Below are 14094 nucleotides of genomic sequence, written 5' to 3'. Positions count from 1 at the left end.
GCACGCTAGCTCCGGCGCACGCCGTCGGCCATGAAGGGATCCGCCTAGTGCGAAAGGACCATGATGAAGCCCCTCAGCTGCTGTGATAGTGAGTGGCGAACCCGTCGGTGGGCCGGCCCGGCCGCCCGTGCGCCAGGAGCGTGAGATGAGGACCCCGCCGCAGCACGACCGCGCCGCCCTGACCGCCGACGAACAGACCCTGCGCGCATGCGCCGCCCGGCTCGAGGCGCTGGCCGGGGAGCTGCCCGCGGGCGCGGTGACGGACTTCGGCACCGTCCTGGCCGCGTTGGCGCGGCGCTGCGAGGTCGCGTCAGCCGATCTGCGCACCGCTGCCGCGCTGTTCAAGTCAGGGCCCGCCGAGTCCGCCGGGCCCGCCGCGGATCGGGGGCGCCGGGGTCCGGACGTCCAGTCGAACTCTGACTAAGTCGGTCCGCGACCCGCCCCTGACGCGGGCGGATGTCGCACCTTCGGGCGATTGCGGTCGCTTCCACGGCGCCGTTACGCTCTGTGCTGAGCTGATCGCTCTGGCGCGATGAGCGTGGGTCGAGTCGAGGAATCGGAAACCATTGGAGAGCGTCGAGCCCGCCGAGGGCCGTCCCCGCATCACGCCGGCCGCCGGCATCCTGATCGCCGAGGTCGCCGCCCGGGTGGCCGAACTGGCCCGGACCATCCGGGAGCTCGAGCGCCTGGTCGAGCTGCCGTCCTCGAGCGCCCTGGACGAGGCCGCCGACGCCGCCGGCCCGCCGGCCGACGCCCGGGACGAGCAGGGCGAGTTCGAGCTCTTCGCCCGCGAGTCCAACCTGACCGGGCGGGAGGCCGAAGTGCTGCGGCACCTGCTCGAGGGCCACTCCAACCGGCGGATCTCGCGCAGCCTGCACATCTCGGAGTCGACGGTGAAGAACCATCTGCACGCCATCTTCGTCAAGCTCGACACGAGGGACCGCACCCAGCTCATCGCGAAGGTCTACCGGTTCATGGCCGAGCACAGCGTCCGCGGCGGGCCGACCGAGCGTCCGCGGGTGCCGATGCAGGCTCCCGCGGCACGACTCAGGCCGGTCGACGAGCCCTCGGTTTAGCACCTGCCGCGACGGTGGTATACTTCGATAAGCGCGGGGGGCGTGATTCTCACCGATGTTCCATTCCGGTGAACGAAGCTCCCATGATCGTCCGCTCCGGCCGATCACCTGATCGCACCGCGATCCTCCACGATCACGCAAGTGACCCGCGCGCCGCGGATTCGAAGCGGCATCCGCGACACCGGCCGACCCGCCCTGGACCCTCTCGTCCGCCGGCGGCCGCGTCGCACCCCCACCCTCTCGGCACGTCTCCGCCGACCCAAGACACGAAGGACACCACCATGACCACCACCCTCGAGCACCCTGTGGCCGCGCAGACGCCGAGACGCCGACGCGCCGCCACGCCGAACACCCCGCCCGAGACCGCGTCCGCGCAGCCGGCCCTCCAGCCGGTCAGCGGCCTGGTCGAACTCCAGGACCAGCACGGCTTCCTGCGGGTCGGCGGCTACCTGCCCGGCCCGCACGACCACTACCTGCCGGCCGACCTGATCCGCCGGCACCGGCTGCGCACCGGCGACCTCGTCGACGGCGCCGCCGCGCCGGCCACCGGACCCGGCCGCAGCGGCGCGCAGGCCAAGGCCAGCCCGCTCGCCCGGATCGACTTCGTCAACGGCTGCCCCGTCGACGCGCTCGCCGACCGGCCGCGCTTCGCCGACCTCACCCCGCTGCACCCGCGCGAGCGGCTGCGGCTGGAGACCGGCCCCGGCGCCCCGGGCAACCGGATGATCGACCTGCTCGCCCCGATCGGCAAAGGCCAGCGCGGCCTGATCGTGGCCCAGCCGAAGACCGGCAAGACCCAGCTGCTCAAGTCGATCGCCCAGGCGATCGAGCGCAACCACCCCGAATGCCACCTCATGGTCGTGCTGCTCGACGAGCGCCCCGAAGAGGTCACCGACATGCGCCGCACGGTCGGCGGCGAGGTCATCGCCTCGACCTTCGACCGGCCCGCGCACGAGCACACCGCGATCGCCGACCTCGCCGTCGAGCGGGCCAAACGGCTCGCCGAGCTCGGCACCGACGTGGTCATCCTGCTCGACTCGCTCACCCGGCTGTGCCGGGCGCACAACACCAACGCCAAGCCCGGCGGGCGCACGCTGTCCGGCGGCGTCGACGCGGCCTCCGTGGGCCGGCCCAAGCAGCTGTTCGGCGCGGCCCGCAACCTCGAGGAGGCCGGCTCCGTCACCATCCTCGCCACCGCGCTGATCGACACCGGCTCGCGCGCGGACGACTACTACTTCGAAGAGCTCAAGAGCACCGGCAACATGGAGCTGCGCCTCGACCGCGCGCTCGCCGACCGCCGCGTGTTCCCGGCCATCGACCTGCCCGGCTCCGGCACCCGCCGGGAGGAGCTGCTGCTGCCGGCCGAGGAGCTCGACGCCGCGCGACGGCTGCGCCGCGTGCTCGCCGCGCAGCCGGGCGGGCAGACCGAGCTGCTGATCGAGCGGATGCGCCACACCCGCGACAACGCGGAATTCCTGCGCCAGATCCGGCAGACCACGCCCGGAGCCGCAGAGTCCTGACACGGCCTGGCGCAGTCCCGGCCGATCGGGTGAACGGGGCCCGGCGAGCTTGCGCGCCGGTCAATGCGTTGACAGAGTCGAGGGGCCCCGGCACCCACGGGCCGCGCGTACCCTTCGGAAAGAGTGTCAGCCCATGCATGCACTTCGCCTCGCTCTCGGTCTCGGCACCGCCGCGGCCACCGCGGCCGCCGCCGTGCTCGGCACGTCCACGGCGGCCTCGGCCACGTCCGCGACACCGGCTGCGTCCACCCGCGCGCCGTCGCCCGGCTCGTTCGAGTTCGGCGGCCTGACCGTGCAGGAGAGCAACGGCTACTACGCCGCCACCGGCCCGGCGGCCGCGGTCAGGGCCACCGCGGCCAAACTGGCCGCGAGCCACCTGGGCAACACCGCCTTCTTCACCGGCGCCAAGGAGACCGGCGCCGGCATCGTCGTGGTGACCGGTGACAGCCGGCCCGAGGGCACCGACTTCCGGATCGCGAACCTGACCGCGGCCAGCGTGGTGAACAACTCGACCGACCAGGACGCCGTCTACTGGAACGCGGGCGAAGGCCTCGACGTCGTCGTCGCGCCCGGGGCCAGCGCCTCCATCCCGCCGGACGACGTGGACTTCGCGCTCTACCCCGTCGGCGCCACGCCGCCGCCGGACAACCGCGGCTTGATCCCGAACGCCCAGTTCACCTGGAACCCGAGCCTCGGTTAGGCCCTGTCCGGCCGGTCACCTCGCGCTCGGGATCATCCGCAGATCGCGCGGCGCCATGGTCGCGCCGACGCTGGGCCGCACGCGCGCGCCCGGCGCCGGGCACAGCACCCAGCGGTTCGCGAGGGTGGCGAGGGCGAGGACCGCTTCGGCCGAGGCGAAATCCTCGCCGATGCACTTACGCCGCCCGGCCGCGAACGGGATGAAGGCGCCCCGGGCGGCGGGCTCGGCCGCAGCGCCGTCAGGGCCCTGCCACCGGTCCGGATCGAAGCGGCCGGGGTCGGGATCGAGCCCGGGCAGCCGGTGGATCGGGTACGGGCTGTAGGCCACGATCGTTCCCGCCGGCAGGTGCGCGCCGACGAGTTCGCAGTCCACTGCGGTGCTCCGGGTGAAGAACCAGCCCGGCGGGTAGAGCCTGAGCGTCTCGGTGATGATCCGGGCCGTGTACGGCAGGTCCGGCACGTCCGCGACGACCGGCGCGCGTCCGCCCAGGACGCTGTCGATCTCCTTGTGCAGCCGCGCTTCGACATCCGCGTGCCCGGCGATGCGCCCGGTCAGGCCGTAGAGCGCGGCCATCACGTCGACCGGCTCGCCGTCCCGCCAGGCGTCGGTCAGCGTGGCCAGCTGGTCGGCCATGACCGGTGCGTAGCCGTCGAGCCGGGCCGGATGGAAGGCCGGCTGGCACAGTCGGCGCTGGCGGCGGTGGTCCGCGTGGGGACACGTGACCAGCCCGTTGCCCATGCTCTCGCGGCCTTCTCGAACAGCGGGCCACCCTTGTCGTAGACCTGGTCCTCGCGCAGCATCCGATCGGTCAGCTCGGGATCGCAGACCACGACGACCGGTCGCGGCCCCATCCGGATGCGCACGAGTTTCCCGTGCGCAGGCAGGGATTCGAGGAATCCGAGCGGCCGCCGGTAGAGCGCCGGACCATGCCCGAGCAGCGGCCAGGCGCCGCCCGTCTCGCCCACCGCCATGGACCCGCCCTCCCGAAGATCGTGAGCCGCAGCCGTCACAGTGCCCAGTCTGTCCCGCTCCGACCGGAGCGCAAGACGCGCACGGAGTGGCGCGATCCGCGCGTGTTTCGCCAGCGGTCGCGTACGGTGGCGGATAGCATGCTGGGCATCGAACGTCCACCAGGGGCAGGAGGGTCGGGATGTCCTCGGACACCACGGAGCTCACGATCACCCGGGACGGCGCCGAGGTGGTGGCCGTGCTCGCGTTGCCGGGCCGGACACCGGAAGCGGCGCTCTCCGCCTTCACCGAGCCGGCCACGCTCAGGAAGTGGTGGCCCGGCGAGCTGAGCACCGACTTGCAGCCGGGCGGCGTCTACCGGGTGCACTTCGCCCCGCTCGGGCAGACCATGAACGGCGTCGTCGAGTCCTACCAGCCCGGTGAACGCCTCGCCTTCACCTGGGGCTGGGCGCACGAGTTGGACCTGGCCGGCCGATTCCTGGTGACGGTCACGGTTTCCGCGCCACCCGGCTCCGGGGGGACGACGCTCGCGCTGCGGCACGGGCCTCGTCCGGGAGCCGCGGTGACGCCGCGCGAAGGCGAGATCGAAGGGCACCTCGAGGGCTGGGAGTACTTCCTGCCCAGGCTTGCCGAGACGGTGTAAGCCGAGGGGGCACCCGACGATCTCGCCGCCGCTGAAGAGCGACCGGGCCTATTCGGTGCGCAGCGCCGTCGCCGTCCGCAGCCGCGCGGCCCAGCCGGCCGGGATCATGGCCGCCAGAACCGCGATCGCCACGCCGCCGAGGACGAGCAAGACGTCTTCGAGACCGCCGAACACGTTGAGGTCGACCGGCGGCAGGTCGGTCCCGGCCGCGTGGCCCATGACCGGGATCACGAAGTGGTGCAACGCGATCCCGGCCGGCACGCCCAGCACCCCGGCGATGATCCCCACGGACACCGTCGAGCTGAGCACCATCGCAACCGTCTGTTTCGGCGTCATGCCGATGGCCTTGTAGATGCCGAGTTCCCGTACCCGATCGCGCAGCTCGAGCATCACCGTGTTGAACACCCCGAGCCCGGCCGTGCCGACCACGAGCAGGGTCAGCGCCGCGGCGAGGGCGTCCATGGCGAGGATGGTCGGATCGTCCTCGCGTTGCGCATTGCCGCTGGCGTACGCGTTGTGGCTGCCGATCGCGTCATTGAGCGACTGCATGTACGTGTTCGCATTCGTGCCGGGCTTGAGCGTGATGCCGAACTGGCTCGGCTCGGTGCCGATGAACGTGTTCGCGTCGGCGATCACCTCCAGACCGTCGCCGGACAAGGCGTCGAGCGCCTCGCCGACGATGCGCACCCGCACTCGCCGGCCGTCGTAGGCCAGGGTGATCTGATCACCGATGTGCGTGCCGGTGGAGCTGAGGAAGCGCGTCGGCACCACCACCTGATCCGGCCCGGTATACCAGCTCCCTGCGATCATCTGATACAGGCCGCCGGCATCATGGTCGTAGAGCTTCGCGTTGACCGAGGTGCTCGATCCGATCACGGTGACATCGTCCTCTGTCATGCCGTAGTAGCTCGCGGTGCCGTCGGCCTTCGCAATGGCCGCCTCGACCGCCGTGATGTCCGCCGCGCCCGCACTCCCGCCGCCACCGGCCTTCACCACCCCGGCTTTGGCCGGGCCGCTCGATTCCCCTCCGCCGAGCAGAACATTGACATCCGCACGACGCGCCTGATGCAGGCCCGTGTCGACGCCGCTGAGCGAGTCGCGCAGCCCGACGGCGAACGTCAGCGCCATGGTGCCGAAGACGAGCGCCGCGGTGATGGACAGGTACCGGGCTGGACGGGTCGGCGGAGCGCCCAGACCGAGGCCGACCGGCTGCGGGACAGGCAACCCGGCCAGCAGCCGTCGCGCGAACCGACCTCGCCCGGAACGCGGTGCACGCCCGACGGCGAGGGCCGCCGTCGAGGACATGCGACCCGCCCGCAGCGCCGGAACCAGCGCGCACAGGCCCACCAGCGCGAGCGCGGCGACCGGCACAGCGAGATCGACCCAGAACGGCACGCCCAGAGCGCCGGTGTTGTAGGCCACCTCGGCGTTGTGCAGCAGCGGACTGGCGATCACGTTGCCCAGCACCGCCCCCAGCACCACGCCGACGGCTGCGGGCAGCAAGGCGATCAGCGCGTATGCACGCACGACCTGCCCCGGCGTGGCGCCGATCGCCTTGAGCACGCCGATCTTGAACAGCGCCGCGCCCACCGCGCCACCCACCACGTTCGTGATGATCAGCACCGCCGTGGCCAGTGCGAGCACGCCGAACGCCACGATGAAGGGCACGAAAGGACCGATGCTGCGCTGGGCCTGGATCTGCGTCGACAGGTACGAAACGGAGCCGATCAGTGCGTTCTTCGGCAGCATGCCGGTGACGGCGGCCCGGTCGGCCAGAATCTGCGCGTCGGTGCCGGCCTGAGCGAAGCGATAAAGCATCTGGTAGGTCGGCGGCGTGCCCTTGGCCGCCAGCGCGAAGGCCTGGCTCGGCTCCACCCAGGCATCAGCCGTCTTAGTCACCGACTGCGCGTATCCGACCACTGTCAGATTCGGCTCGCCGGGAGCGCCGGGAAACTGGACCGTGGTGCCGAGCGGCACCGAAACGATGTCCGAAGACAGCACGATCTGTCCGGCACCAGTGACCCAGTGCCCTGAAATCAGAGTCACGTCATCGACCGCTCCGCCCGCCTGTGCCCGGCCGACAATCGCCACGTCGGGCAGATTCGCCGTCAGGTTGTCCGGCGTCTGCACCTTCATGGTCGCGGTGGTCTCGGCAAACGGCCCAGCGCTGGCGGTGACGCCGTGGGCGTGCGCGGTGGCAGCCAACTGGGCGGCCGCAGCCGTCGTGCCGTCGAACGTGGCGGTCAGGTGCGCGCCGTTCTGTGTGGAGAACGCGTGCTCGAACGGCTGAGCCGAGGCGATCATCATCGCCGCCGCGGCGACAGCGGCGGCCGTGGCCGCGAGCGTCGACAGGCAGGTGACCACCGCGGCCGCCCGGCGGCGGGCCACGCCCGCGCGGACTACGCGTCCCAGACCGCTCACGACTCCACCTCGCTAGCGCTCAGTAGGCGCGCTCGCGCAGACACTGTGCCGAATGGTTCGCTCGCAAGCTCGCTCACGACTCCACCTCCGCCACCACTGGCGCGTCCTCCGCCACCCGGCCGTCGACCAGGCGCACCACGCGGCTCGCGCAGCTGCGCGCGAGGGCCAGATCGTGCGTCACCATGATGATCGTCTGCCCCTCCTCGCGGTGAAGTTCCAGTAGCAGATCCCTGACTTCCTGCCCGGAAGCGGTGTCCAGCGCGCCGGTCGGCTCGTCCGCCAGCAGCAGCGCCGGCCGGTTCACCAGGGCGCGGGCCACCGCGATCCGCTGCCGCTCGCCACCGGACAGCCGGGACGGGTACGCCCGGGCGTGCCGGCCCACCCCGAGCCGGTCCAGCAGCGCCTCGGCCCGGGCCAGCGCGTCACCGCGTGCGACGCCCGCCAGCCGGGCCGGGAGCGCGGTGTTCTCCAGCACCGTAAGCTCGTCGAGCAGGTGGAAGAACTGGAACACCAGCCCGATCCGGTCCCGCCGGAACCGGGCCGAGCGCGCCTCGCCGAGCTCGTCCACCCGGCAACCGGCGACGGTGACCGTCCCGGCGGTGGGCTTGTCCAGCCCGGCGACGAGATTGAGCAGAGTGGACTTGCCGCTGCCGGACGGCCCGAGCACGGCGACGGCCTCGCCCTCGGCGACGGTCAGACTCACCTGGTCCAGCGCGGGCGGTCCGCCGTCGAATCTGCGGGACACCTCTTGCAACTGCACGACTGGATCGTTCACACGGGCCTCCGGGTCCGGAACAGTGGGAAGGGAAACGGCGCCACCGTAGGCTGGGCGCCCCGTCCCGGTCGTCGGACCAGTGGGCGAAATCCGCGTCAGACGCCGGGCCGACGCGCGCCGCGTCATCCCGCAGGCGTACGCCCGCCGGCCGTCGCCGTCCGTTCCAGGTCGGACGCGCCTCCGGGCCTCGATCTGCGACGATGAGCGCCCGAGCAAGCGGGATCAGGGTGACCAGGGAAGGAGCCCAGCGTGACAGTACAGAGCGTGGCGGCTCGGCTGCGGCAGGCGACCGGGCCGTGGCCGACCCCTTCGCGCCGCACCCTGCTCGTCGACGTGCTGCTCGCGCTGCTGCTCGCCTGCTACGCGATCATCGCCGTGCGCCACCACGGCGACGACGCCCTGGCGAAGACGATCGTCGTCCGGCCGAATCCCGTCGGCGTCATCGCCGACAAGATCAGGACGGCGGAGGGCCCGAGGTACCCCGATTTCCTCGTCGCCCTGCTCACGACCCTGCCGCTGGCGCTGAGGCGGCGGTATCCGCTGGCCGTGTTCTGGTTCGTGATCGTCATGTGCGCGGTCAAGCCGGAGTTCGGCGACGCCTCGTCCAAACTGGTCGCCTGCACGATCGTGGCCTACAGCGCGGCGGCGCACAGCCCCTACCGGCCGGCCGCGATGGTCAGCCTGATCGCCGCGCTGGCCGCGATCGCCGGCAGCTACGGCAACGCGATCCCGAACATCCCCAGGACCTTCGGCGTCTTCCTGGTCTTCGTGCCGATCGTGGCCGCCGGCGCCAGCCTGCGCAACCTACGCGAACGCATCGCCGCCGCACAGGAGCGCGAGCGCGCGCTGGAGCGGGACAAAGTGCAGGCCACCCAGCTGGCCACGGAACAGGAGCGGGCCCGGATCGCCCGCGAGCTGCACGATGTGATCACCCACAACGTCAGCGTGATGGTGGTGCAGGCCGGCGCCGCGCGCAAGATCATGAGCCGCTCGCCCGAGCAGGCCACCGGGGCACTGCTCGCGGTGGAGTCGGCCGGCCGCGCCGCCATGACCGAACTGCAGCACGCGATGGGACTGCTCGCCCCCGACGGGGAGGCACAGCTCGCGCCGCAGCCCGGCCTGGCCGAACTGGACCAGCTGATCGGCCGGGTGCGCGCGACCGGCATGCGGGTCGAACTCACCGAGACCGGGACGCCGCGCCCGCTGGCCGCCGGCTCGGACCTCGCCGCCTATCGCGTGGTGCAGGAGGCGTTGACCAACGCGGCGAAGCACGCCGCGGGCGCACCCTCCCACGTGCACATCACCTATACTCCGCGAGATCTCGTGGTCGCGGTCGGCAACAGCGCCGGGCGCAGATCCACCGCGGCGGACGAGGGCAACGGGCGCGGCCTGATGGGCCTGCGCGAACGGGTGGCGGCCTGCGGCGGCGAACTCGCGGCCGCGGCGCGCGAGGACGGCGGATTCGAGGTGCGCGCGGTGATACCGCTGCACGACCTGGTGGAGGCGGCGTGAATCAGGCTTCGACGGCCCCGCGGGTGGTCATCGCGGACGACCAGGCGCTGGTGCGCGCGGGCTTCCGGATGATCCTGGCCGCCGACGACATCGACGTGGTCGGCGAGGCCGCGGACGGCCTCGAGGCGGTCGAGCAGGTCGCGCGGACCCGGCCGGACGTCGTGCTCATGGACATCCGCATGCCCCGGCTGGACGGCCTGGAGGCGACCCGGCGCATCCTCGCCGACCCGGCCTACGCCGCGGGCGAGGACGGCCCGCAGCCCCCGCGCGTCATCATCCTGACCACCTTCGACCTCGACCGGTACGTCTACGAGGCGCTGACCAGCGGCGCCGCCGGCTTCCTGCTCAAGAACGTCACCCCCGAGCACCTCGCCGCGTCCGTGCGCCTGGTGCGCACCGGCGACGCGCTGCTCGCCCCGACGATCACCCGCCGCCTCGTCGAACGCTTCACCCGCGGCGCGCCGCAGGAGCACGGCAGCCCCGGCCGCCGCGATCTCAGCGCGCTGACGAGCCGGGAGATCGAAGTACTCGAACAGATGGCCCGCGGACTGAGCAATACCGAGCTGGCCGAACGCTTTCAGGTGAGTCAGGCCACGATCAAGACCCACGTCGCCAGGATCCTGACGAAGCTGCGCGTGCGCGACCGGGTGCAAGCCGTGATCGCCGCGTACGAAGCGGGTCTGGTGACGCCGGAGCCGGTGAAAGCCGAACGTACGATGCCGTAGTCTCTGCGTGCGACAGTCTCTGCGTGCGACGAGGAAGCCGGGGTACGCGGCCATATGGCGACAGACCACGCAACCAGTACGCCCGAAGCTCCGGCGGTCACCCGCACGAGGGCCAAACCGCTGCTCGCCAGCGCGGCCATCGTGCTCGCGCTCGGCGTGGCGGCGATGATCTGGCACGCGAACAGCCACTCCGCGCCCGGCGCGGTCAGCACGACCCACGGCGCCGACGGCGTGCAGACGGTCGAGCTCGACGGCTTCAACGGCAAGGTGACCGTGGGCGTCGACGGCTCGCAGATCGCCGCCACCGCGCAGCCGGTGAACGGCGACGTGGCCCCGGGCCTCGAGTTCCACCTGGACGCCACGACCCACGTGCTGACCCTCGCCTGCTACGACGAGCACACCGGCAAGGGCCCGATCGCCTGCCCCGCCACCGAATACAAGGTGTCGGTGCCGGCAGGCATGGGCGTGAAGCTGCAGCTGCTCAACGGCCAGGCCACGCTGAGCGACCTGTCCGGCCCGGTCTCGATCACCGCGTCGTCCGCCTACGCGCTCGCGCAGAACCTCAAGACCTCCGACTTCACCGCCGACATCACCAGCGGCACCCTCAACGCGACCTTCGCCACGGCCCCCACCCGCGTCGCCGTCACGGTCAACTCCGCCCAAGCGGCCCTGCACCTACCCGGCACCGTCACGTACAACGTCCAGCAGCAGACGACCTCCGCGTACGTCCAGGTCTCCATCCCGCAAGCCGCCACCGCGACGCACAGCGTCCAGGCCAACGCGAACTCGGGCGAGATCAGCCTGCTGGCGAACTAGGACGCGGTCGCGCCGCGCGTCCACCGCCGGCGTGCCCTCGCCTGGCCGTGCGCGCCGCTGACGCACTTCCGCCCTCCCTCGCCTTCACCTCACTCCTCCCACACGTCCACCCGCTCCAGCCCCGCCTCCGCCCGCGCCCGGTCCACCAGCTCCTGGATCAGCGCCGTCTTGCCGCGGGTGTAGCCGAGCGAATCCCCGTCGTGGACCACCGCCAGCTCCCGCTTCAGCGCCCCATACCGCGCCACGTCTTCCGGCGTCCGCCGCAGCAAGTCCCGCAGCAGCACCTCGTTGCGCGTGGCGAACGTGGACTCGGGAACAACGTGCAGGTGACAGACCCGCACCCCGTCCCGCTCCCGGAAATAGAACAACCGCCCCGGCATCCCGGTATCGAAGACCTGGAAGGAAAGCGCAGGCAGCCGTTCGCCGAGCGCCACCCCCGCCTCATCCAGCGACGTCACCCCCGCCATCAAGTCGATGACCGGCTTCGCCGCCAGCCCCGGCACCGACGTCGACCCGACGTGCTCGATCCGCGTGAACACGCCCGGCAAAGCCGCGAAGAGCTCCTCCGCAACCCCCGCCGCCCACCCCGGCCAGCCGGGATCGTACTCCGCAATCAGAATGCTCATATGGAAAACACTAAGCCTCCCCGCCGCCCGTCGAACCCCCCGAACGCGTTGCTTTCCGATCGCTTTCCCTGATCGTTCCGTTTTCACCTCGCCCACGCCGACCCCGGTTCACCCCGGCGTCACCCCCGCTTCCGCCCCGCCCCACTCCCCCGCCACCACCCGCCGCCCGCCAAGCCGCCCCTGACCTGCGCAAACCAACCGCCCCACCCCACCGCCGCCGCCACCATCAAGCGTGGTGCGAACCGCGCCTGATCTTTGGTATTGTTCTCACGTCGCCAAGGGGCGGCCGGCAAGCCCGGCAGATCCCGCGGCCGATGACCCAGTCCGGGTGGCGGAATGGCAGACGCGCTAGCTTGAGGTGCTAGTGCCCGTTAAGGGCGTGGGGGTTCAAGTCCCCCCTCGGACACGAACCATAGCACCACCAGATCTTGGCATCTGGTTGCTCATGGTAGCTTCTTGGCTACTTTTCTGGACCCGGGCATCCCCACGGTGGATGTTCGGGTCCAGTTTTATTTCTGCCCTGACCACGTGTTTTCCGGGATCGTAGGTGAGCGCGAGGCCCAGTTCCTTGTAGACCCGGGCCTTGTCGGCAGGGTCGGCGTACTGAATGACTGTACGTATATCTGCCAGAGCTTTGATGAGGCTCCTGATCTCTTCTTGGCTCAGCTTGCGATCGGGTTGAGCCGCCGCGCGAGTGGGGCGGGCGCGGGCAACGATTGTGGCGCGTTGAGCCTTGACGCCGCGGATCCACTCCCCGACAGTCTCGGCATCGACGCCAGCTTCAAGTGCGGCGCGGTACTTCTCCAGTTTTGCGTCGCACTCGGCCAACAGCGCGGATGTGTCCTGCTCACCGCCGCCGGCGGTGACTGCTGCCGGGGTGGTGGCGGATGATTCCTGGTGGGCGCTCAACTGCTCGATCGTCTCGTGAATGCGGTGGGGGGCGAAGAGCTTGACCAGCCAGTCGTCGAGGGCGGGAAGCACGTCGCACTCGCGCACGTAGACGTTGAGCGGGTGACTGACGTGGTTGGCCAGCGCGTACTCGCGCGGGTAATGACAGCGGTAGTGAGCCTTGTCGTGGTTGTACTGCCCCTGCATTTTGCGACCGCAGATCGAACAACTGAAGAGACCGCGAAGCTGGTAGACGCGTTTGACCTTCGAGCGCTCCTTAGTTGCACCGCGTCCGCTGGAGGTGCGGACCACATGGGCACGCTCGAAGTCCTCGACGCTGACGAGTGCCTCGTGCGCGATCTCGTCGGACCAGACCCAGGATCCGGGCTCGTTCCACTTCAGTTTGGTCTCGTACCCGGCTGCAACGTTCTCGAGGTCCAGCAAGACCTCCTGCTTGCGCTGCTTGTTCCACACCTGGCGTCCGGTGTAGCGCGGATTCATCAAGATCACCCGTACCGCGCTCTTCGACCATCCCTCGCCGGTGCGATGCGCATTGCGCGCTGGGTCAGCTTGTGACGGAGAGAGAAATCCGGCGGCGTTCAACGCCTCGGCGATCGCGTAGAGGCCTCGTCCGGCCAGATACATCTGGTAGATCCACTTGACCGCCGCTGCATACTCGGGGTGCGGGACGAGCTTGTGTAGACGTTTGCCGTCCGCGGCCTTACCGGGATTGGGATGTGGGCCGGCGTCGACGAGCATGTAGCCGTAGGGTGGGCGACCGCCGAGGAACCGCCCCTCGATCTTGGCCTGGGCCGCCATAGCCGCGCGCACTCGAATCTTTATGCGATTGCGCTCGCCCTTGGACATGCCGCCGAATACACCCATGATCAGGTCGTGGGCCTCGGAGGAGGGGTCAATCGCACCGCCGACTTCCGGTACCCAGAGTTGCACTCCGAAGTGGCTGAAGAGCGGCATGGTCAGGCCATACTGGTTGTCATAGAAGGCGCGCTGCGGCTCGCCGATGACAACGGCGTCGAAGCCGCGGTCCGGGTCGGCCAGCGCATCCAGCAGGGCGTTGGCGTGAGAACGGCGCTTCCATGGGATCGAGCGAGACATGCCGATGTCGAAGTACTCGGCCACGATCGTTCCGCCGACCGGTTCTATCAGCCCGGTGGCTCGGGCGCGCTGCCAGTTGCGTGAGGCCTCGGGGTCTTGCTGGTCCTCGGTCGAGACACGGCCATAGAACGCGAAACAGGTCGGGGTGGTGCGGACTGCCACGGTCAGTCTCCCTTGCAAATACGGCGCTGTGACCGAGGTGTGTGTGGCCGGGTTTGAGGGCGCGAGGCCAGTTCCGGACGGGGGTTACCTAGGTCGCGAGGGCCCGAGATCGCCGTCATCCCTGGTGGAATGCGGTAGCGCAAAC

14 protein-coding genes and 1 tRNA gene are annotated in these 14094 nt (G+C 70.7%); 9 read left to right on the top strand and 6 right to left on the bottom strand.

What is annotated here, in order from left to right:
- The first annotated feature begins 145 nt into the window (after positions 1-145).
- From ACTRO_RS37435 to ACTRO_RS37420, 4 genes are all read left to right on the top strand, one after another.
- Positions 146-424, top strand: coding sequence for a hypothetical protein (locus ACTRO_RS37435; protein WP_034270910.1), 279 nt, complete (start codon positions 146-148; stop codon positions 422-424).
- A gap of 142 nt (positions 425-566) precedes the next feature.
- Positions 567-1076 (top strand): helix-turn-helix transcriptional regulator, encoded by a 510-nt coding sequence (locus tag ACTRO_RS44490; RefSeq protein WP_051451990.1) that lies wholly within the window; start codon positions 567-569, stop codon positions 1074-1076.
- 281 nt (positions 1077-1357) lie between these two features.
- Positions 1358-2596, top strand: a complete 1239-nt coding sequence (gene rho / locus ACTRO_RS37425) for a transcription termination factor Rho (protein ID WP_034270908.1) — start codon at positions 1358-1360, stop codon at positions 2594-2596.
- Positions 2597-2729: 133 nt separating this feature from the next.
- The gene (locus ACTRO_RS37420) at positions 2730-3296 is read left to right on the top strand and encodes a hypothetical protein (RefSeq protein ID WP_034270906.1); all 567 of its coding nucleotides are present in this window, start codon (positions 2730-2732) and stop codon (positions 3294-3296) included.
- A 15-nt stretch (positions 3297-3311) separates the two neighbouring features.
- Here the strand turns inward: ACTRO_RS37420 and ACTRO_RS49275 are convergent, their stop codons facing one another.
- On the bottom strand, positions 3312-3929 hold the full coding sequence (locus ACTRO_RS49275) for a cytochrome P450 (RefSeq protein WP_034270903.1): 618 nt from the start codon (positions 3927-3929) through the stop codon (positions 3312-3314).
- The gene (locus ACTRO_RS49270) at positions 3905-4306 is read right to left on the bottom strand and encodes a hypothetical protein (protein ID WP_211244542.1); all 402 of its coding nucleotides are present in this window, start codon (positions 4304-4306) and stop codon (positions 3905-3907) included. The genes ACTRO_RS49275 and ACTRO_RS49270 overlap by 25 nt, the downstream gene beginning before the upstream one ends.
- Positions 4307-4446: 140 nt before the next feature.
- Between ACTRO_RS49270 and ACTRO_RS37405 the strand changes: the two genes are divergently transcribed.
- Positions 4447-4908, top strand: a complete 462-nt coding sequence (locus ACTRO_RS37405) for an SRPBCC family protein (protein ID WP_034270898.1) — start codon at positions 4447-4449, stop codon at positions 4906-4908.
- Positions 4909-4956: 48 nt separating this feature from the next.
- Here the strand turns inward: ACTRO_RS37405 and ACTRO_RS37400 are convergent, their stop codons facing one another.
- Both ACTRO_RS37400 and ACTRO_RS37395 read right to left on the bottom strand, forming a co-directional pair.
- Positions 4957-7329 carry an ABC transporter permease gene (locus ACTRO_RS37400; RefSeq protein ID WP_034270896.1) on the bottom strand — a complete coding sequence of 791 codons (2373 nt, stop codon included), beginning with the start codon at positions 7327-7329 and terminating at the stop codon, positions 4957-4959.
- Positions 7330-7402: 73 nt separating this feature from the next.
- The gene (locus ACTRO_RS37395; protein ID WP_245594604.1) at positions 7403-8089 is read right to left on the bottom strand and encodes an ABC transporter ATP-binding protein; all 687 of its coding nucleotides are present in this window, start codon (positions 8087-8089) and stop codon (positions 7403-7405) included.
- Between the two features lie 264 nt (positions 8090-8353).
- Here ACTRO_RS37395 and ACTRO_RS37390 point away from each other — a divergent pair, with 264 nt between their 5' ends.
- Genes ACTRO_RS37390 through ACTRO_RS37380 form a run of 3 tightly spaced genes read left to right on the top strand, consistent with a single transcriptional unit; the run spans position 8354 to position 11157 of the window.
- A complete protein-coding gene (locus ACTRO_RS37390; protein ID WP_034270890.1) occupies positions 8354-9616 on the top strand; it encodes a sensor histidine kinase in 1263 nt (420 codons plus the stop codon).
- The gene (locus ACTRO_RS37385) at positions 9613-10341 is read left to right on the top strand and encodes a response regulator transcription factor (protein WP_034270888.1); all 729 of its coding nucleotides are present in this window, start codon (positions 9613-9615) and stop codon (positions 10339-10341) included. The genes ACTRO_RS37390 and ACTRO_RS37385 overlap by 4 nt, the downstream gene beginning before the upstream one ends.
- A gap of 54 nt (positions 10342-10395) precedes the next feature.
- Positions 10396-11157, top strand: coding sequence for a DUF4097 family beta strand repeat-containing protein (locus ACTRO_RS37380; RefSeq protein ID WP_034270886.1), 762 nt, complete (start codon positions 10396-10398; stop codon positions 11155-11157).
- An 89-nt stretch (positions 11158-11246) separates the two neighbouring features.
- On the opposite strand, the gene ACTRO_RS37375 is transcribed toward ACTRO_RS37380, so the two are convergent.
- Entirely contained in the window at positions 11247-11783 is a 537-nt protein-coding gene (locus ACTRO_RS37375; protein ID WP_034270884.1) for a GrpB family protein, read from the bottom strand.
- Positions 11784-12105: 322 nt separating this feature from the next.
- Here ACTRO_RS37375 and ACTRO_RS37370 point away from each other — a divergent pair.
- A tRNA-Leu gene (locus ACTRO_RS37370) sits at positions 12106-12189 on the top strand.
- On the opposite strand, the gene ACTRO_RS46470 is transcribed toward ACTRO_RS37370, so the two are convergent.
- Entirely contained in the window at positions 12171-13949 is a 1779-nt protein-coding gene (locus ACTRO_RS46470; protein ID WP_245594603.1) for a recombinase family protein, read from the bottom strand. The genes ACTRO_RS37370 and ACTRO_RS46470 overlap by 19 nt on opposite strands.
- Positions 13950-14094: the final 145 nt, after the last annotated feature.

It is taken from the genome of Actinospica robiniae DSM 44927 (assembly GCF_000504285.1).
Taxonomy (GTDB): Bacteria; Actinomycetota; Actinomycetes; order Streptomycetales; family Catenulisporaceae; genus Actinospica; species Actinospica robiniae.
Note: the sequence above shows the minus strand (reverse complement) of the source record. Positions and strands in the feature narration are given on the sequence as shown.